The organism is Streptomyces sp. NRRL S-37 (assembly GCF_000721605.1).
GTDB lineage: Bacteria > Actinomycetota > Actinomycetes > Streptomycetales > Streptomycetaceae > Streptomyces.
Map to the genome: position 1 here is coordinate 255045 of NZ_JOIZ01000003.1, position 19838 is coordinate 274882.

Consider the following 19838-nt stretch of genomic DNA (forward strand, 5'->3'; position numbering starts at 1 on the left):
ACCGGTACGGGCCCGCCGTCAGGCCCTGGCCAGAGCGAGGACGACGTTGTGCCCGCCGAAGCCGAAGGAGTGACTGACGGCGACCCGGACGTCCTGCCGGCGGGGCCGCTTGGTCACGCAGTCGAGGCCGGACCCCGGCGCCGGGGCGTCCAGGCTCGCGACCGGCGGCACCGTGCCGTGCTGAAGGGTGAGCACGGTCAGCGCCGCCTCGACGGCGCCCGCCGCGCCCAGGCTGTGGCCGAGCACGCCCTTGGGCGCGGTGACGCAGGGGCGGTGCGGCAGCACCCGGGCGATCAGGGCCGCCTCGGCGGCGTCACCCAGCGGAGTGGAGGTGCCGTGCGCGTTGACGTGGTCGACGTCGTGCGGGGCCAGGCCCGCGTCCGCCAGGGCGGTGCGCAGCGCCGCCTCCGCACCCCGGGCGTCCTGGGCGGGCGCGGTGGGGTGGTGGGCGTCCGAGGTGCTGCCGCAGCCCACCAGCAGGGCACGGACGCGCGCACCGCGGGCGGCCGCGTCCCCGGTCCGCTCCAGTACGACGACGCCCGCGCCTTCCGCCAGGACGAAGCCGTCACGGTCGGCGGCGAAGGGCCGGGACGCACCGGCGGGCTCGCCGGTGCGCCGGGACAGGGTGCCCGCACGCCAGAAACCGGCGGCCGTCAGCGGGGTGACGGCGGCCTCGGTGGCCCCGGCCACCGCGACGTCGCACCGGCCGGAGACCAGCAGGTCGCGGGCGACGGCGACGGCGGTGGCCCCCGAGGCGCAGGCGGTGGCGGGAGCGAGACCGGGCCCGCGGGCCCCGAGGTCGATGGAGACCTCCCCGGCCGCCATGTTCGGGATGATCTGGGGGACGGTGAGCGCGGAGACCATGCCGGCGCCCAGGTCCCGCAGCCGCCCGGCCTGTTCCTCGCGTTCCGCGCCCGCCCCCATCCCGCAGCCGATGACGACGGCGACCCGCTCGCCGTCCCACGCCCGGGGGTCGAGGCCGGCGTCGCGCACCGCCTCACGGGCGGCGAGCACCGCCAGGACGGCGTTGCGCGACATGCGCCAGGCGGTGCGCCCGACGCGCCGGTCCAGGGCGTCGCGCGACAGGGGGACGCGGCAGGAGAAGTCCACCGGCAGCCCGGCCAGCGCCGGATCGCGGGACGCGGTGCCCACCCCGCGGCAGACCCCCTCCCAGGTGGCGCCGGCGTCCTCTCCGGCGGGCGTGACCAGGCCGAGACCGGTGACGGCGACGGGCTCGGTCACGACGGCGCCACCGTGCTCGTGCCGTCCGCGAGCAGTGCGTCCAGGCGGCCGGCGAGCTGCGCGAGGGTCGTGCCGCGGGAGAGGTCCTCGGTGCCGATCCGCACCCCGAGGTGTTCGTGGAGGACGAGCACCAGCTCCGTCAGGGCCAGCGAGTCCAGGTCCAGTTGCCCCAGTGTGCGCTGGGGCAGGATCTCGTCCTCCGGGACCCGGAAGGCGCTGGTCAGGACGGAACGGACGGCGGCGTAGGTGTCCGGCACGGGGTTTCCTCTCGGTCGTTCGGGGCGGACGGGGCGAGCCGGATGAGCTCCGCGACACCGGCGTCGAACGAGACCGGCGGCTCGAAGTCCAGGTCGCGGCGGGCCGCAGTGAGGTCGAACCAGTGCGGATGCAGCAGTTCCGCGACCAGGAAGCGGCTCAGGGCGTGGGTACGGGGACTGCGGACCGCGCGCAGCAGCGCGTCACCGGCCGCGGCGCCGGCGGTGGCGAGCCGGGGCGGTACGGCGCACCAGCGGGCGTCGGTGCCGGCGGCCCGCAGGAAGTGCCGGGTGAGCTCGCGCAGGGGACGCGGGTCGTCCTGGCCGATGAAGTAGGCGCGGCCGCCCACCGCCTGCGGTGACCGCCGCAGCCGGTCCAGGGCGAGCAGATGGGCGTGGGCGGCGGTCCGGACGTGGGTGGTGTCGACGAGGTTGCCGCCGTCACCGGGCATCAGCAGCCGGCCGGCCCGCACGGCACGCGCGAGGGCGGGCGCGAAATGGGGGTCGCCCGGCCCCCAGATGATGTGCGGGCGCAGCGAGACGGTGGCCAGCTCCGGACCGTGCGCGGCCAGCACCAGGGCCTCGGCGCGGGCCTTGGTCGCGGGATAGGCGGCCAGGTGGCGGGGGACGGGGGGAAGGCTCTCGGTGACGCCCTCCACACCGCCGGGCCGGAAGACGACACTGGCGGTCGAGGTGTGGAGGAGCGTGCGTACCTCGTGGACGCGGCACTGCCCGATCACCTGGCGGGTGCCGACGACGTTGGTGGCCCAGTAGGGCCGCGGCGGGCCGCTGACACCGGCCAGCGCGGCGTTGTGGACGACGGCGTCGCACCCGGCGACGGCACGCGAGACCGCGGTGGCGTCGGTGAGGTCCCCCAGGTGCTGGTGGACGCCCAGCCGCTCCAGCGCGCCGCTGGGGCGGCGGCACAGGGAGGAGACGGTGTCGCCGCGCGCCTTGAGCTGCCGGCAGATCTCCAGGCCGAGAAAGCCGCTCCCGCCGGTGACCAGTACCCTCATCGGACCCTCCCGCGCAGGCGCTTCGCGGCCCAGCCGGCCAGCCGCATCCGGTCGATCTTGGAGTTGTGCCGGGGGTCGGTGGGAAAACCGTGACGGATCAGCAGGGCGCCGACGCGGTGCCCGTCCGGATGGTCCCTCAGGACGGCGCGTACAGCCGACAGGGCGGCGGCGTGCGGGGTGGACGGCAGGGGCTCCACGCACAGCACGGGCAGTTGGCACACGGCCGTGCCGACGCCGACCAGGGCGGTGCGCCGGACGCCGGGGGCGGTGTCCGCCGCGGCCTCGACGTCCTCGGTGGTCAGGGTGAAACCGGCGCCGGTGACCAGGTGGGCCTTGCGGCCGAGGAACCACAGCCGGCCCTCGTCGTCGAGCCGGCCGAGGTCCCCGGTGCGGTGCAGCACGCCGTGGCCGGTGGCGCTCTTGACGGCGGCGTCGGCGTCGGGGCGCGCGTGGTAGGCGGGGCTGACGGTGGGGCCGGTGACGGCGATCTCGCCGAGCCCGGTGGCGTCGGCGTCCAGGATCCGGGCGCGGATGCCGGGCAGCGGCCGGCCCAGACAGGTCCCGGCGTGCCCGGCGGGCGGCGCGGCGCGTGAGGCCCGTAGCTCGTGGTCGCCGATCGCGGAGACGGGCAGGCACTCCGTGGCACCGTAGACGCTGAGGATCTCGGCGTCGTCCGGCACGGCCTTGCGCAGGGCGTCGGCGAGGCGGACGCGCAGCGGGGCGCCGAAGGACAGCACCTGCCGGACCGAGGGCAGGGTGATGCCGTGGCGGGCGCAGTGACGGGCGATCAGGGTGAGCACGGCGGGTGACGCCAGGACGATGCTCGCCCGGTGCTTCAGGACCGGCCCGACGAGTTCCTCCGGCGCTGTGCGGGCCGGGGCCAGGTGGTTCACCGCCGGGACGACGGTGGTCACGCCGAGCAGCGGACCGAGCAGCGCGGCCGGCAGGAACCCGGCGAGCAGTACGTCGTCGGGCCGGGGGTCCATCAGCGTGGTCAGCGCGTCGAGCTGCCCGGCCAGGGTGGTGTGACGGTACTCCGCGCCCTTGGGCCGTCCGGTGGAGCCGGACGTGAAGGCGATGAGGGCCGGCTCGTCGCCGTCGGGCTCCCGCACCGGCGGGACCGGGACGTCGCCGGCCGGTGCGCGGGTGGTCAGCCGCCGTCCCAGGGGGAACGGCGCGGGAGCGGTGACCAGGGGGATCCGTACGTGGGGGCGGCCCCACCCCAGAACCCGGCGCCCGAGGTGGGCCAGCGGCTCCCCGACGAAGACGTCCGGGGCGACGTCCCGCAGACAGCGGCCGACCTCGGCGCGCGGTTCGATCAGGACGGGGACGGCGCCGAGGAGGCCGAGGGCGTACGAGACGGCGGTGAGGTCGTGGGCGTCGCGGGTCATCACGACGGCCTTGTGACCGGGCCGGACGCCCGCCTCGCGCAGGGCCCGCGCGAGGAGGTGGCAGCGCCGCACCAGCTCGTCACGGCGGGTCGTCCGGGAGGTCCCCTTCCGGCATTCGACGAGGGCGACGGTGTCGGGCCCGTCGGTCAGGCGTGCGGCGATGCCGGGAACGGTGGCGGTCATGGTGCCCCCTGGAGGAAGTCACGGACGTGGTCGCCGAGTTCGGCGCCGGCGTCCTCCATCACGAAGTGCCCCGCGTCGGGGAAACGGTGGACGACGGCGTGCGGGTGGCGGCGGACCCACTCCTCCAGCAGCGCCGGGGTGAAGACGGGATCGCGCATGCCCCAGCCGATGAGCAGGGGCAGTTCCGACAGGCCGGCCCCGTCGCCGGGAGGTTCGAGCAGCCGCCACGCCGGGTCCGCAGGGCCGCGGGGGATCGCCCGGACGGCGTCGGTGAGCGCCCGGCGCTCCGCGCGGCGGGCGTGGGGCCGCAGGTAGGCCCGCCGTTCGGCCGTGAGCAGCGGACGGTGGACGCCGGCGCGCACGGCGACCCGGGCGAACGCGTTGGTGGCGTGGACGAGTTCGGCGACCGGCCGGTGGTCACGGATCCACCGCAGGGGGAGCGGCAGCCGGAAGCCGTCCGGGAAGGGGAAGGCCACGGTGTTGCAGCAGACCAGCCGGGCCACGACACCCGGGTTCCGCAGGGCCCAGGCGGCACCGAGCGGGCCGCCCCAGTCGTGCAGGACGAACGTCCAGCCCCGCTCGGGCAGCCCCTCGTCCCGCACCAGGTGGCGGTAGAGGCCGTCCAGTCCCTCCAGTTGGGCCTCGTAGGGGTCCGGCACCCCGTCCGCCGGCCGCAGGTGCCGGGACAGCCCGAAGCCCGGCAGGTCCGGGGCCAGGCAGCGGGCGTGCGGGGCGAGCCGGTGCAGCAGCCCCCGCCAGACGTAGCTCCACGACGGGTTGCCGTGCAGGAACAGCACCGGCTGCCCGGAGCCGAGATCGAGGTAGTGCTGTCCGGTGACCGGCACGCGCCGCCAGTGCCGGGGCGCGGGGTAGCCCGGCATCAGCCGTTCCAGCGTGGCGGGATCCGGTACGGGGTCGGGGGCCGGGGTGTCCACGGCTCGGGCGGTCACCACCGTACGAGCGCCAGGCCGAAGCTGAAACCGCTGGCCAGGCCGATCATCGCCACCAGGTCCCCGCTCTCGATGCGGTCGGCCTCGCGCGCCTTGACCAGTTGCAGGGGGAGGGAGGCCGCCGCGCAGTTCCCGTGCTCGGCCACCGCGGGCAGGCAGCGGTCCTCGGGGAGGGAGAACCAGTCGATCACCTCGCGGTACTGCGGCATGGCGATCTGGTGGAAGGCGATGAAGGCGTAGGCGCCGGAACGCGCCGCCTCGAGTCCCTCCCCGGCGGTGTCCAGGATCCGGGGGAGCACGTCGAGCGCGGCCCGGCGCAGGTCCCCGTTCAGCCGCAGGGTGGTGTGGTCATCGTGGACGGAGAGGTGGTGCATGCTGCCCCCGCCGGACACCGTGCAGGCGTTCCAGGCCGCGGAGTTGCTGACGAACCGCTGGGCCAGGATGCCGGGATCGCCGTCACCCGCGGGGCCGGCGGTGAGCACCATCGCGGCGCCGGCGTCGGAGGCGGTGTAGCCGGGCAGGGCCCTCAGCAGGTCCTCCCGGCTGGGGGCGTGCCAGCGGGTGGCCAGGGTGGAGGGTTCACCGCAGGCGATGAGGACCGTGCGGCAGCGGCCGGTCTCGATGAACGACGCGGCCACCTCCATGGCGTTGAGGAAGCTGTTGCAGGCGTTCTTGACGTCGAACACCGGGCACGAGGCGCCCAGTTTGGCGGCCACGAGGTGGGACGTGGCGGGTTCGACCAGGTCCTGCGAGGTCGAGGCGAACAGCAGCAGACCGATGTCGCCGATCTTCAGCCCCGACTCGTCGAGCGCCGTGCGGGCGGCCGTCACGGCGAGGTCGGAGGCGTCCTCGCCGTCCTCGTGCACATGGACGCCGCGCACCCCGGTGAGGTCCTCCAGCAGGCCGGGCGGCGGAGCGTAGCCACCCGTCTCGGTGATCTTGACGCGGATCTCGTCCAAGGTCCGGTAACGGGACGGAAGATGAGCGGAGACGGCGGCGATACGGGCACGGATGGCTTCGGGCACCGCGCCACCGTAGCCGCCGCATGACCGTCATGACGCATACACGGGGATGTCCACCCTAACGAGTGATATGGGATGGATTTTCCCGCTCGTCGTCCCCTCCGATCCGCTTCAATCCGCACGAGAGCCAGTAATCGGCGTGAAGGGGCGGGTACTTGGTGATGCAGCAGCGTGAACGGGCCGTGGCGGTGGTGGGCGTGGGATGCCGGCTCCCCGGAGGCGTCACCGACCTGGACGGCCTGTGGTCCGTGCTGCGCGACGGGCGGGACGTGGTCGGCGAGATGCCCGCCGACCGGCTGCCCCGCGACCGTACGGTCGACCCGGGCACCGTGCGCCCCGGCCGCAGCTACACCGCCGCCGGCGGCTTCCTCGACGACGTCGCCTCGTTCGACCCCGCCTACTTCGGCATGTCCCCCGCGGAGGCCCGGCACATCGACCCGCAGCAGCGGCTGCTGCTGGAGATGACCGCCGAGGCACTGGACGACGCCGCCATCCCCGCCGCATCGCTGGCCGGATCGGACACCTGCGTGTACGTGGGCGTCTCGGACCCCGGCTACGGCGTCAACCTGTCGATGATGCAGGACCACACCAGCCCGCACACCATGCCCGGCGCCACCCTGTCCATCACGGCGAACCGGATGTCGTACGCCTTCGACCTGCGCGGGCCGAGCATGGCCGTCGACACGGCCTGCTCCTCCGCCCTGGTCGCCCTCGACCGGGCCTGCCGCACCCTGCACGAGGGCACCGGCCGCGTCGCCCTGGCCGGCGGTGTCAACGTGCTGTCGAACCCCTACTCCTTCGCCGGATTCTCCTACGCGAACATGCTCTCCCGGCGCGGGCACTGCGCGGCGTTCTCCGCCGACGCCGACGGGTTCGTCCGCGCGGAGGGCGGCGCGGTGCTCGTCCTCAAGCGCCTCGCGGACGCGGTGGCGGACGGCGACCGCGTCCACGCCGTACTGGCCGCCACCGGCAACAACACCGACGGCCGCAGCACCGGCATGATCGTCCCCAGCGCCGAGACACAGGAGGCGCTGCTCCACGCGGTCTACGCGGAGGCCGGCATCGACGCCGACGACGTCGTCTACGTCGAGGCCCACGGCACCGGCACCCAGATCGGGGACCCGGCGGAGGCCGAGGCCATCGGCCGGGCCCTGGGCCGAAACCGGCGCGGCGGCCCGCTGCCGATCGGCTCGGTGAAGTCGAACCTCGGCCACCTGGAGCCCGCCTCCGGCATGGCCGGCCTGCTCAAGGCGATCCTGGTGCTGCGCCACCGGCTGGTGCCGGCGTCCCTGCACGCCCTCCCCCTCAACCCCCGCATCGACTTCGACGGCCTGGGACTGGCCCCCGCCGTCGAACCCGTCCCGCTGGAGGTGGGGGAGCGGTCCGCCGTGGGAGTGAGCGCCTTCGGCTTCGGCGGCGCCAATGCCCACGTCGTCGTCACCCCGCCGCCCGCCGCCCACGGGACCGGGCCGAGTCCGGTGCCGGACGGGCGCCCGCTGCCACTGGTCGTCTCCGCGCGGTCCCCCAAGGCGCTGAAGCGGATGACCGCCCACATGGCGCAGCGGCTGCGGGACGCGGAACCCGGCGAGTTCTACGACCTGGCCCACACCAGCACCGTACGGCGCACCGCGCACCCGCACCGCGCCGCCGTCCTGGCCACCGGCCCGGAGGACGCCGCCCGGGAACTGGACCGGCTGACGGCCGCGGAACCCGCCCGCGGGGCCGTCGTCCGCACGGGCGAACGGGACGGGACCGCGTTCGTGTACTCCGGTAACGCCTCCCAGTGGCCGGGCATGGCCGCCGACCTCCTGGAGCGCGAACCGGCCTTCCGCCGGGCCGTCGAGGAGGCCGACGCGGCCCTGGCACCCCACCTCGGCTGGTCGGTGGCCAAGGAACTCGCCCACCCCTCCCCCCGGAAGTGGCAGCGTACGGAGGTGGCCCAGCCGGCCCTGTTCGCCGTCCAGGTGGGCCTGACCGGGCTGCTCGCCTCGCACGGCGTGCGCCCGCGGGCCGTGGCCGGACACAGCGTCGGCGAGGTCGCCGCCGCCCACGCCGCCGGGGCCCTCACCCTCGAACAGGCGGCCCTGGTGATCGCCGCACGCAGCCGCACCCAGGGCGCCACGGCCGGCCGGGGCCGCATGGCCGCCGTCGGCCTGCCCGAAGCGCGGGCACGTGAGGAACTCCTTCGTCACGACGGCACGTTGGAGATCGCGGGCATCAACAGCGAGAGCGACGTGACCGTCGCCGGGGACGCCGACGCACTCGCCGCCTGGGGCGCCGAACTGACCGGCCGCGGCGTCTTCTTCCGCGAACTCGACCTGGACTACGCCTTCCACAGCCGGGCCATGGACCCCATCAGGGAACCGCTGCTCGACGCCCTCGACGGACTCCGGCCCGCCCCCGCCCGGATCCCGTTCGTCTCCACCGTCACCGGCACCGAACTGAACGGACCGGAACTCGACGCCACGTACTGGTGGCGCAACATCCGCGAACCCGTCCGGTTCGCCGAGGCCGCCGCGCTGCTCGCCGCCGGACACGCGGGCATCCTGGCCGAGATCGGCCCGCACCCCGTGCTGCGCCCCTACCTGCGCCGCACCGGCGCCACCTGCGTCGCCACCCTGCACCGCGACGGGGACGGCCCCCGCGAGACCGCGGCGACCGTCGCCGCCGTGCTCGCCGCCGACACCGCCACCGACTGGCGCCACCACTTCCCCCGGCCGGGCCGGGTCGTCTACCTGCCCGCCTACGCCTGGCAGCACGAGCGGTACTGGCACGGCACCGCGCAGGACCGGGTCGCCGGCACCAGCGGCAGCGGTCTGCTGGACCATCCGCTGGTGGGTGAGCGGATGCCCGCCCCGCACCCCGTGTGGCACGGCACCGTCGAACCGCAACTCGTGCCCTGGCTGGGCGACCACCGGATCGGGGACGACGTCCTCATGCCGGCCGCGGCCTACGTCGAGATGGCCCTGAGCGCCGGCCGCCGGGCCCTGGACCGCCCGGTCGAGGTACGGCACCTGGAGATCGGCCGCCCGCTGTCCGTGCCCTGGCCCGACCCGACCCCGGTCGCCCTGCAGACCGCGGTCACCCCCGACGACGGCGCCGTGACCATCAGCGTCCGCGAGGAACACCAGGGGGAGTGCCACCCCGTCGTACGCGCCCAGGTCCGCACCCTGCTCGGCACGGCACCGGACCCGCTCGATCTCGCCGCCCTCCGGGCCCGCTGCGACCGGAGCGTCGACGGCCCCGACTTCTACCGGACGTGCCACGGCATCGGCCTGAACTGCGGGCCGGACTTCCAGCTCATCGACCGGGTCGACGTCGGCGACGAAGAGGCCCTCGTCACCTACCGGCTGACGCACACCGCTGATACCTACACCGCCCACCCGGTCCTCATCGACGCACCGCTGCAGGCCACCGTGGCCCTCGCCGGGGAGAACACGGAATCCGCCGCGTTCCTGCCGACCGTGTTCGGATCCGTACGCGTGTGGCGCACCCCCGCGCCCACCGGCGTCGTCCACCTGCGCCGACGCAGCCGTAGCGCCCACGAGATGTGCTGGGACATCACCTACGCCGACGCCGACGGCACGGTCACCGCCGAGATCGACGGCTGCCGCACCCGCCGCGGCCACCTGACCGAGCACACCCCGCTGACCGTCCAGCGCACCGTGCTTCGGGCCGCCCCCCACCCGGGAACCCCCGCCCCGCCCTCCCCGCTCCCCGCGCCCGCCGAGATCCTCCGCGCGGCCGGACCGCGTATCGCCGCCGCCCGCGCCGCCCTGGACGACAGCGGCCACCACCGGTTCACCGCCGCCGCCGAACAGGCCGGCGCCCACCGCTGGGCCGAGACGCTGCACGGCCTCCTCACCGATCCCACGGCCCCGTTCTCCATGGGCGACCTGGTGGCCGGAGGACTGCAGCCCCGGCACCGGCGGGTGGTGCGACTGATGCTGCCCCTGCTGGCCGAGCACGGCCTCGCCCGGACGACCGGACAGACCTGGCAGCTGACCGGCGCGCGAACCCGCGCCGAGGAGCTGCTGCGCGGCCTGGTGGAGGACCACCCCCGGTTCGGCGCCGAGACGCTGCTCCTCAACCGGCAGCTGCGCCGGCTGCCCGACGTGGTGCGGGGACGCGTCGACGCACGCGACCTCCTGCCGGCCGGGGACAGCGCATACGAGCAACTCCACGAGACCGGCCCCGCCCACCGCTTCACCCACCGCGCCGTGCAGGCGCTGCTCGGCGACATCGTCGCCCGCTGGCCCGCCGACCGTCCGCTGCGCGTCCTGGAAGTCGGCGCGGCCACCACAGCCCTGACCGCCGCGGCCCTGCCCGTACTGCCGGCCGACCGGACCCGCTACACCTGCGCCGCCCCCACCGGCAGCGGCCTCACCCGCGCCGAACACCGCTTCGCCGCCCACGACTTCGTCGACCACCGCACCCTGGACCCGGACGCCGACCTGATCGCCCAGGGCCTGCCCCGGTCCGGTTTCGACCTCGTCCTCGCGGGCGACGCCCTGCACGCCACCACCGACCTGGCCGCGACCCTGCGCCGGCTGCACACGGTGCTGGCCCCCGGCGGACACCTGCTGGCCACCGAACCGCACCACGCCCGGCTCCAGGCCCTGCTCTCCGGCACGCTGGACGACTTCTGGGAGCGCGGCGACCACACCCTGCGCCCGGCGTCCCGCATCCTCTCCCGCGACCAGTGGGCCCCGCTGCTGCGGCGGTGCGGCTTCTCCGGTGTGGCCCAGACCGGGCCCGAGGACCGCTCCGTCCTCCTCGCGGCGGCGGACCACGACGACGCTCCGGGCCAGGACGGCGGTACGAGCCATGACCGCGACCATGATCTGGGCCGTGGACCGGACCGCGACCGTGACCACAGTTCGGACCACCACCACGATCCGGACACCGAACCACCGCCCGTGATCCCCGGCGCCGCCTGGACGATCGCCGTCGAGGACGACACCGAGACGGCGACCGCGCGGGCACTGGCCGCCCTCCTCGGAAAGGCCACCGTCGTCATCGCGCCCGACCGGCCCGCCGCCTGGCGCGAGACCCTGCCCACGGGCCCCGATCCACGCGTCGTCCTGCTGCTCGCCGAACCGGGCCCGTACGACACCGTCGTCACACGGACCACCCGCCGGGCGGCCCTCCTGCGCTCCCTGGCCACCGCCTGCGACGGCCCGAAGGGCACCACCGGCACCACCGCCGTCCCCCGCGTATGGCTCGTCACCCGCCCGACCGGCCTCTTCCCGGCCCCGGAGCAGCCCTCCCACCCCGGCGACGCGGCCGTCTGGGCGGCCTGCCGCACCCTCGCCAACGAGCGCCCCGACCTCTCCCTGCGGCGCCTCTCCTGCCACCGCACCGGTGACCCCCACGCCGACGCCCGCCGCCTGGCCGGCGAACTCCTCGCCCCCGGCGACGACGGCCCGGACGCCCAGGAGGACGAGATCGTCCTGACCTGCCGGGGCAGGTTCGTCCCCCGGCAGGTCCAGCACCCGGCGGACGAGCCCCCCGGCGTCCCCGCCGGCACGCCGTACATCCTGGAAGCCCGCGACCCCGGCCTGCGCCGGCGGCTGATCTGGCGGCAGACGAACCTCCCCGCACCCGGACCGGGCGAGGTGGCCCTGGAGATGCGGGCCGTGGCCCTCAACTACCGCGACCCCATGAGGGCCAACGGCCTGCTGCCGCCCGAGGCGGTGGAGAACAGCCCGATCGGCCGCGGACTGGGCACCGACGGCGCCGGTGTCGTACGCGCCGTGGGGGAGGGCGTACAAGACCTGAAGCCCGGCGACCGGGTCTGCGGCCTCGTGCCCGCCGCCCTCGCCTCCCGTGCGACGACCCCCGCCTCCGCCGTCGTCCGCATCCCCGACGGGCTGGGCTTCACGGAGGCGGCGACCTTCCCCGTCGCCTTCCTGACCGTCCACCAGACCCTGGTCAACCAGGCCCGTCTCGGCCCCGGGGAGACCGTGCTCGTGCACGGCGGAGCCGGGGCGGTGGGCCTGGCCGTCCTGCAGTGCGCCCGCCGTCAGGGCGCCCGCGTCATCGCCACCGCCGGCACGGAGACCAAACGGGACCTGCTGCGCACGCTCGGCGCCGAGCACGTACTCGACTCACGCAGCCTGGACTTCGTCCCCCGCGTACGGGAACTGACCGGCGGCCGGGGCGTGGACGTCGTGGTGAACTCCCTCAGCGGCGAGGCCATCACCCACGGCCTCGGCCTCCTGCGGCCCAACGGCCGCTTCATCGAGCTCGGCAAGAAGGACATCTTCCTCAACAACCCGATCAGGCTGCGCCCCTTCGACCGCAGCCTCACCTTCATCGGCTTCAACCTCGACGCCGTCATCGACGACCCGGAACTCGGCACCCTGCTCCTCACGGACTTCGAGGCGGAGGCCGCCTCCGGCACCTACCGCCCCCTGCCCCACACGGTCCACCCCGCCGCACGGGTCGAGGAGGCCTTCCACCTCCTGCAGCACTCCCGGCACACCGGCAAGGTCGTCGTCACCTTCGACCCCCTCGACGAACCCGTCCCCGTGGAACCCGCACCCGGCACCCTCCGCCTCGACGGCGAGGGCACCTACCTGATCACCGGCGGACTGAGCGGACTCGGCGCCGCCACCGCCCGCCTGCTGGCCGACCGCGGAGCCCGCCACCTGGCCCTGCTCTCCCGCAGCGGCCCCGACGCCCCCGACGCACCCGCCCTGCTGAGGGAACTCACCGACCGCGGCGTGCACGCCACCGCCCACGCCGCCGACGTCACCGACGAAACCGCGCTGCGCCGGGTCCTCGACGCCGTCGACGCCACCGGACACCCCCTGCGCGGCGTCGTCCACGCGGCGATGCACATGGACGACGCGGTGCTGGCCGACCTCACCGACGACCGGTTCGCCGCCGTCCTGGCGCCCAAGGCGGGCGGCGCGGCCCTCCTGGACCGCCTCACCGCCGACCGCGACCTGGACCTGTTCCTCACCTGCTCCTCCGTCTCCGCCGCCATCGGCAACCCGGGCCAGGCCGCCTACGCGGCGGCCAACGCCTACCTGGAAGCCCTCGTACGGGCCCGGCGCGACACCGGCCGGCCGGGTACGGCACTGGCCTGGGGGCCGATCGGCGAGACCGGCTACGTCGCCCGCAGCGGCATGGGCCCGGCCATGGCCGGACGCGGCCTCGAACTGCTCACCCCCGCCGAGGTCCTCGCCACCACCGACCGCCTCCTGGCCGCCGGCACCGACGTCGCCGGGGCGGGCCGCTACCGCTGGGGAGCCGCACGCCACCTGCTGCCCGCCCTGGCCACCCCCCGGTTCGCCCCGCTGGCCCCGTCCTCCGCCACGGCCTCCCCGGACGCCCGCGACGAACTCCTGAGCACGCTGGCGGACCTCCCGGCGGACGAGGCGATCGACAAGATCACCGAGACGATCACCCAGCTCCTCGCGGACGTCCTGCAGACCGACCCGGCCGACCTGGACCCCACGCGCAACGTCACCGACTTCGGACTGGACTCACTGCTGGGCATGCAGTTCCTGCTCCAGGCGAGGGACCTGTTCGGCATCCGCCTCGGCCCGGCCGACCTGGCCACCGGACGCACCCTGGCCCACTTCGCCCGCCTGATCCACCAGCGCCTGGACCTGAACGCCGACACGTAGCGGGCGCCGGACGTCGCCGGTCTCAGCGGGGCACCGACCGCGGACCGGCGACCTCCGCCCCCAGGGCGGTCACCCTGCGGCGCAGCTCACGGTCGGCCGTGACGACCAGGACGGGACGGTCTCCCGCCCCGGCCGCCAGCGCGACCATGTGATCGTCACCACTGCCCGGAGCGGACTCCACCCGCACCCCCGGCACCGACTCCACCCCACGCGCCGCACCCTCGACCACCAGCACGATCTCCACCGGCCCCGGACGACCGGGCACCCCGTCCGCGGCCAGCCGGTCGCGCAGCCGCTCCGCGGCCCCCCGCCGGTCCCGCCACCACCCGTCGGGCACCGACCCGACGACGTTCGCGGCGTCGACGATCACGAGCAGGGCGGCGGTGTCATCCATGGCGCCAGGGTCCCACGCGAGCCCCACCCGTCCCGCCGCACGCGGGCGAAGCCGCCCGTGGGGATCCGGCGACCGACGACAACACGGCGAACACGTGCCAAGGCCCGGACCCGCCCCGCCCCACGAACAGGTTTGCGTAAGGTGAACCGGTGAACGGCGACTGGCTCCTCCGCGGCCGCGACGGCCGCCTCACCGTCTACCTGCCGTCGGACGACGCCGTCCTGTGCCGCGCGGAACTCGTCCCCGGCGGCCCCTGGGAGACACCCCGCAGGGTCGGCGGCGACCAGCGACTCCACCCGGGCCCGGCCGTCGGGCAGGGCGCCGACGGCTACGCCCACCTGGTCGCCTGGCGGCCCACCGGGTCCGACGGGTCGGTCCTGGTGCACTCCACCCACTTCCGCCCCCGCCTCGCCCCGCTGGACTGGACCCCCGTCGGCCACCCCGACAAGAAAGGCGACCGCACCGGCACCCCGGCCGTCGCCGTCGACGACCGGGGCCGCGCACACGTCTTCGTCCGCAACAAGGGCGGCGGGGTGAGCCTGCTCGCGCAGAAGGAGAAGGGCGGCTGGAACCCGTGGCAGGACCTCGGGGGAGAGGGCGTCCAGGACCGGCTCGCGGCCGTGACCGGGGAGTCGGGCCTGGTCGAGCTGTACGCCGCCGTCCCGGGCGGGATCGCGCACTGGCGCCAGCAGGAGCCCGGCAAACAGCCCGTACGGACGGGGGACACCGGCGCCTCCGCACGCCCGGACACCCTCCACGCGCTGGCCACCTCCGCGGAACACACCACCCTCTACTTCACCGACGAACGCGGGGAGCTGTGCGCCTGGCGTCCCGGGTCCGATCCGGTCCCCCTCATCACCGCGGCCGGCCCCGGCCCCGTATCGGCCGTACGCTGCGTCATCGAGGGCCACGACTGCACGGTGCTCGCCCAGCGCTCCACGAACGGCCGCGTCGTGTTCGCCGCGTACCCCACCGAGCGGGAGCGGGCCGGTGCCTGGTGGACCGGGTCGGGCCCTCAGCTGCCACCCGACGCGGAGGTGGCCGTGGCCCTGGACGAACACGACGAGATCGTCGCGGCCACCCTCACCCCGTCCACCGGCACCCTCCTGCTCACCCGCCGCAAGGACGAGCCGGGGCTGGCACTTCGGGCATGGCGGGAGGTCTGAAGATGCCCTGACCCAAGGCGGATCCGTGCAGTGGTTGTCACATCATGGTCGTCAAATGTTCGATCTATGATGGTCTGCGCTCAGCCTCCGCGTAGAACAGCTGCTCGGGAGGACGGCAGGTCAGTCGCATCCAGCGGCAGGAGGGGCAGGTCACGTCATGCGGACCAAATCCGGGCGCGGCACGGCCCGCGGCAGTTCGGCCGACCGGGGCATCGGCGCCGTGAGTGAGCGACACGCCGCCGAGGAGACCCTCGACGGTCGCTGGCTCGTTCTCGGCAAGGACGGCAGGCTCACCGCCTACGCCCGCACCCGCGCCGGGCTGCTGCGCTGGACGGAGACCAGGCCCGGCGGCCCGCACTGGTCGGAGCCGGAGTTCGTCGCCGTCCCGGGTCTCACCCATCTGTCGGTGACGCAGGGCGCGGACACCTATGTCCACTTCCTGGGCCGGCGTGCCCGTGGGGGCGACGGCCCGCCCGCCGTCGACATCGTCCACGCCATCCAGTACCAGACCGCCCGCCCGGTCACCGAGTGGCGGTCGCTGGGCAATCCGCACAAGGACCGGGAGCGGGCCGCCCGGCTCGGGGTACCGGTGGCCGCGGTGAGCGCGAGCGGCCGGGTGCACGTCCTCGTACCCAATGCGGGCGGTGGACTGATGCTCCGCAGGGAGGCGGCGAGCGGCAAGTGGGAGCCCTGGGCGGACCTCAAGGGCAGTGGTGTGCGGGACGGTTTCGCGGCGGTCGCCCATGCTTCCGGCCGCATCGAGGTGCTCGCGGGCAACCGGGCGCACGCCATGAGGTGGTGCCAGTCGGCGGCCGACGGTGACCTGACCCAGGAACCGAAGATCGCGCTGCGGGTGACGCCCGGCACCCTCGCCCTGCTGGAGACGGCGCCGGACCGGGCGACGTACTACTGGGCCGACGAGGAGACAGGGCAGCTCCTCGCCCACCGCCCCGGCGGCTGGGTGGTCCCGCTCGGCGGCGCGTCGACCGGTGACCGGATCGCGGTGCTGCGCGTGGTGCTCGACGGGTACGACTGCACGGTGCTGGCGCACCGGGGACTCGACGGGCAGGTCATGCTCGCTGTGTGCGGTACCGAGAACGAGGGGGCGGGCCTGTGGTGGTCGCCCACTGGTGAATTCGGTGTGGGAGCTCCGGCGCTGGCTCTGGACGGCCGCGGCCGGGTCGTGCTCGCGGTGATCGGCCCGGACGGGGCGCCGCGCGTCGCCCGGCAGGGTGCGGGTCCGGGCCTGTCGCTCGATCCGGCGGTGAGTGTCTGACGTACGCATGGATGTCCGGCAGGAGGGGAGCCCGGCTCCTGCCCTGCCGGACATCCGTGCGTCGAGGCCCCTGGTGCCGTGAGGGCCGGTGGTTCAGGAAGTGCCGCCGCCCGTGGCGGGAGACTTCTTGGCCGACTCCGGGATGTCCTCGTCCTTGCGCAGCGCCTGCCACAGGTCGTCCGCCTGCGGCTGGGCCGCCACTACCCGGTTGGGGTCCTGGGTGTCGTAGGCCACCGGCAGCATGATGGTCTCCATGGAGGACGGGTCGACGCCGTTGAGGCTGCGGCCGAACTCGGCGAGTTTGGTGAGGGAGGCCAGCTCGGAGTCGGTGGTGAGCGCCGAGGTGAGCTGGTCGGCGATCTTGTAGGTCTTGGCGGGACTGCCGAACAGGTCCTGGCGCTTGATCTCGCTCAGCAGCGCGAGCATGAACTGCTGCTGGAGACCGATGCGGCCGAGGTCGCTGCCGTCCCCGACGCCGTGCCGGGTGCGTACGAAGGCCAGTGAATCGGTGCCGTTCAGCTTGTGCGTCCCGGCGGCCAGGTCCAAACCGCTGGAGGTGTCCTTGATGGGCTCCTCGACGGTGACGGTCACCCCGCCGATCGCGTCCACCAGATCCTTGAAGCCGGCGAAGTCGATCTCCATGTAGTGGTCCATGCGGATCCCCGACATCTGTTCCACCGTCTTGACCACGCAGGCCGGACCGACCTGCGAGTAGATGGAGTTGAACATCACACGCTCGGCCGATGCCACCTCGGAGCCGTCCTGCTTCGAGCAGGCGGGCCGGGTCACGAGAGTGTCGCGGGGGATGCTGACCGCGACGGCCTCCGTGCGGCCCTCCGGTATGTGCATCACCAGCGCGGTGTCCGAGCGGGCGCCGGAGACCTTGCCGGTCTTCAGTTCGGCGTTGTCCCCGGAGCGGGAGTCGGAGCCCAGGACCAGGATGTTCTGCCCGGAGGTCGGCAGCTTCTCGGGCCGGTCGTCGCCGATCGCTTCGTTGATGTCGACGCCCTTGATGTTGCCGTTGAGGTCGCTGTACAGCCAGTAGCCGACACCCCCCGCGGCCAGGACGAGCAGCACCAGGCTCAGCGCGATCCAGCGCCAGACGCGGCGGCGTCGCGGTGGCCGGACCGGCCGCCGGCCCGAGGTCGGCCGCCGGCCGGAGGGCGCACGTCTGGACCGGCGGGGGCTCGTCGTCTCCGTCGGGGCGTGCGTCATGGACCTCGGTCCTCTCTCGTCTGCCGGCTCGCTGTCCGGACATGGGATGCAGGGCACGCGTGGGGGGAGAGGCCGGGCCCCGCCGTGGCGATGGCCGCCGAAGCGTTTCCGAACTATAGACCGATTGCCGGACGAGTCGGATGGCAGGCCTGGACATCTACCCGATGTCCGACGTTCAGGCCCATGTCAGGGAGCCGTGTATTTTCTGTCATAAGTGATTGCTGTTGACAGCTATCAGGACCATTGGTGACACTGTGGCGGTCCTGTGAAGGTTGAATCAACGGTATGAACCGCGCCGGCCGGTGTGCCGGTGCCGGATGTGGTCGTGAATCGAGCCGGGGGGCACGAGGGCTCACGGCCACCAGTGCTCACTGCGGCATGTCCCGGGTGAGGAGAGGGTGGGTGACTGTGCCGCTGCATGCGTCGTCCCGTGAGGGGCAGTGGCGTGACGACCGTATCTGACTTCCCCGCCCAGCGAACGGCCAGGCCGGACGGTTCGCGGCGGGACGGTGGTGCCGGACCGCGGCGTGCCGCCGCGACCGCGCCCACGACGTTCACGGCCGAGCACGGCGACGTCTACGTCGAGCCGGGGCTGACGCCGCTGGCGGCCCGCGAGGCCAACCGCTCGGCGCTCTCCGCTCTGCTGACCGCGGTCGGCGTCCCCCACTTCGCCGTCCGGGGCACGGTCGACCACGGCACGGTCCTCGGCGTCGCCGAGGAGGACCGGGAACGCGTGCTGCAGGCCGTGTTCCGCGGGCTGGGCCAGTTCCCGGGCCATCTGTCCGTCGTGGACCCGGACGCGCCCCGGCCCGCCAAGCCGGTTTCCTCACGCGACCCCCGGGCCTGGCGAGAGGTCGCCAACGCGCGTGTGCTCCAGATCAGCTGGTACCGCACCGACCCGGGCCGGCACCTGCTGCTCCAGCACGAGTACGGCTGTGCCATCGAGTTCTGGCAGCGGCACGGCACGCACCTCGTCGCTCCCCGGGCCAACCGGGCGACCTGGGCGGTGGCGGCCGACGGCGGGAACGTCATGGGCGCCGCCCGGCTGTTCAGCCGGTTCGTCTCGGACTGGACCCCGGGGCACCTCGCGCCCGCACTGCCCACCCGGCCCGAGTTCCTGGTGAACTGCGCGGACGACATCGCCTTCGCGGTCGACGCCGTCTACACCTGGGTCGACGGCAACGACCCCGTCTGGGCGGAGCGCAAGGCCCGGGCCAAGGGTGAGGCCTACCACGCGGAGTCGGCGAGTGACGCCCGCTTCATCAGCCGGGACGAACTGCGCTACTCGGTACGGTCCATCCACATGTTCGCGCCGTGGATCCGGAACATCTACGTGGTCACCGACGACCAGGTCCCCGCCTGGATGCGCGAGGACGTGCCCGGGATCCGTATCGCCACCCACCGGGAGATCTTCCGCGACCCGGAGGATCTGCCGACCTTCAACTCGCACTCGATCGAGAGCCAGCTCCACCACATCGAGGGGCTCGCCGAACACTTCCTGTACTTCAACGACGACATGTTCATGGGTCGCCCGGTGGCCCCGCACGCCTTCTTCACTCCGAACGGAACGGCCCGCTACTTCCCCTCGCGCAACCGCATCCCGCAGGGTCCGGTCGCCGAGACCGACACGCCGGTGGACGCGGCGTGCAAGAACAACCGGGCCCTTCTGAGTAAACGTTTCGGCAAGGTGATCACCCAGCCCATGGAACACATCCCCTACGCCCTGCGCCGCTCGGCGATGGAGGAGGCCGAACTCGAGTTCCCCGAGGCATGGGCGCGCACCTCGGCCAGCAGATTCCGGGCCATGACCGACCTGTCGCCCACCTCGTCGTTCGCGCTGTACTACGCGGCGCTGACCGGACGGGCACAGCCGGGATCCATGCCCTTCACCTACCTCCAGCTGGCCGTGCCGGACCTGGCGGACCGACTGCAACGGCTGCTCGACGGCCGGGACCAGGACACCTTCTGTCTCAACGACGCCTTCTCGACCCCCGAGGACATCGAGGCGCAGCAGGAACTGCTGGACGACTTCTTCACCTCCTACTTCCCCACCCCCAGTCCTTTCGAACGATGAGACGGAGTTCATGAC

Annotated in this window: 12 protein-coding genes; 4 read left to right on the plus strand and 8 right to left on the minus strand. The window is 74.2% G+C overall.

The features are described 5' to 3' along the window. Positions 1 to 18: 18 nt before the first annotated feature. The 6 genes from IH50_RS0105265 to IH50_RS0105290 are packed head-to-tail and all read right to left on the minus strand — an operon-like array spanning position 19 to position 6061. Positions 19 to 1242 (minus strand): beta-ketoacyl-[acyl-carrier-protein] synthase family protein, encoded by a 1224-nt coding sequence (locus tag IH50_RS0105265; RefSeq protein ID WP_030857745.1) that lies wholly within the window; start codon positions 1240 to 1242, stop codon positions 19 to 21. After that, positions 1239 to 1499, minus strand: a complete 261-nt coding sequence (locus IH50_RS0105270) for an acyl carrier protein (RefSeq protein ID WP_030857747.1) — start codon at positions 1497 to 1499, stop codon at positions 1239 to 1241. The genes IH50_RS0105265 and IH50_RS0105270 overlap by 4 nt, the downstream gene beginning before the upstream one ends. After that, the gene (locus tag IH50_RS0105275) at positions 1463 to 2512 is read right to left on the minus strand and encodes an NAD-dependent epimerase/dehydratase family protein (RefSeq protein WP_030857749.1); all 1050 of its coding nucleotides are present in this window, start codon (positions 2510 to 2512) and stop codon (positions 1463 to 1465) included. Before IH50_RS0105275 ends, IH50_RS0105270 begins: the two co-directional genes overlap by 37 nt. Next, entirely contained in the window at positions 2509 to 4086 is a 1578-nt protein-coding gene (locus tag IH50_RS0105280) for an AMP-binding protein (RefSeq protein WP_030857751.1), read from the minus strand. The genes IH50_RS0105275 and IH50_RS0105280 overlap by 4 nt, the downstream gene beginning before the upstream one ends. Then, a complete protein-coding gene (locus IH50_RS0105285) occupies positions 4083 to 5036 on the minus strand; it encodes an alpha/beta fold hydrolase (RefSeq protein ID WP_234328091.1) in 954 nt (317 codons plus the stop codon). Before IH50_RS0105285 ends, IH50_RS0105280 begins: the two co-directional genes overlap by 4 nt. Further along, positions 5033 to 6061 (minus strand): 3-oxoacyl-ACP synthase III family protein, encoded by a 1029-nt coding sequence (locus tag IH50_RS0105290; protein WP_030857755.1) that lies wholly within the window; start codon positions 6059 to 6061, stop codon positions 5033 to 5035. Before IH50_RS0105290 ends, IH50_RS0105285 begins: the two co-directional genes overlap by 4 nt. A gap of 158 nt (positions 6062 to 6219) precedes the next feature. On the opposite strand from IH50_RS0105290, the gene IH50_RS43135 reads away from it, so the two are divergent. Continuing rightward, positions 6220 to 13698 (plus strand): type I polyketide synthase, encoded by a 7479-nt coding sequence (locus IH50_RS43135; RefSeq protein WP_030857757.1) that lies wholly within the window; start codon positions 6220 to 6222, stop codon positions 13696 to 13698. A gap of 22 nt (positions 13699 to 13720) precedes the next feature. Here the strand turns inward: IH50_RS43135 and IH50_RS0105300 are convergent, their stop codons facing one another. Continuing rightward, entirely contained in the window at positions 13721 to 14092 is a 372-nt protein-coding gene (locus tag IH50_RS0105300) for a hypothetical protein (RefSeq protein WP_030857759.1), read from the minus strand. Between the two features lie 149 nt (positions 14093 to 14241). Here IH50_RS0105300 and IH50_RS0105305 point away from each other — a divergent pair, with 149 nt between their 5' ends. Further along, positions 14242 to 15258, plus strand: a complete 1017-nt coding sequence (locus IH50_RS0105305) for a hypothetical protein (protein ID WP_030857762.1) — start codon at positions 14242 to 14244, stop codon at positions 15256 to 15258. Positions 15259 to 15415: 157 nt separating this feature from the next. Further along, positions 15416 to 16534, plus strand: a complete 1119-nt coding sequence (locus IH50_RS0105310; protein ID WP_030857763.1) for a hypothetical protein — start codon at positions 15416 to 15418, stop codon at positions 16532 to 16534. 93 nt (positions 16535 to 16627) lie between these two features. Here the strand turns inward: IH50_RS0105310 and IH50_RS0105315 are convergent, their stop codons facing one another. Continuing rightward, positions 16628 to 17749 (minus strand): LCP family protein, encoded by a 1122-nt coding sequence (locus IH50_RS0105315; protein WP_030857765.1) that lies wholly within the window; start codon positions 17747 to 17749, stop codon positions 16628 to 16630. A gap of 418 nt (positions 17750 to 18167) precedes the next feature. Between IH50_RS0105315 and IH50_RS0105320 the strand changes: the two genes are divergently transcribed. After that, a complete protein-coding gene (locus IH50_RS0105320) occupies positions 18168 to 19823 on the plus strand; it encodes a stealth family protein (protein ID WP_030857767.1) in 1656 nt (551 codons plus the stop codon). The last annotated feature ends 15 nt before the right edge of the window (positions 19824 to 19838 follow it).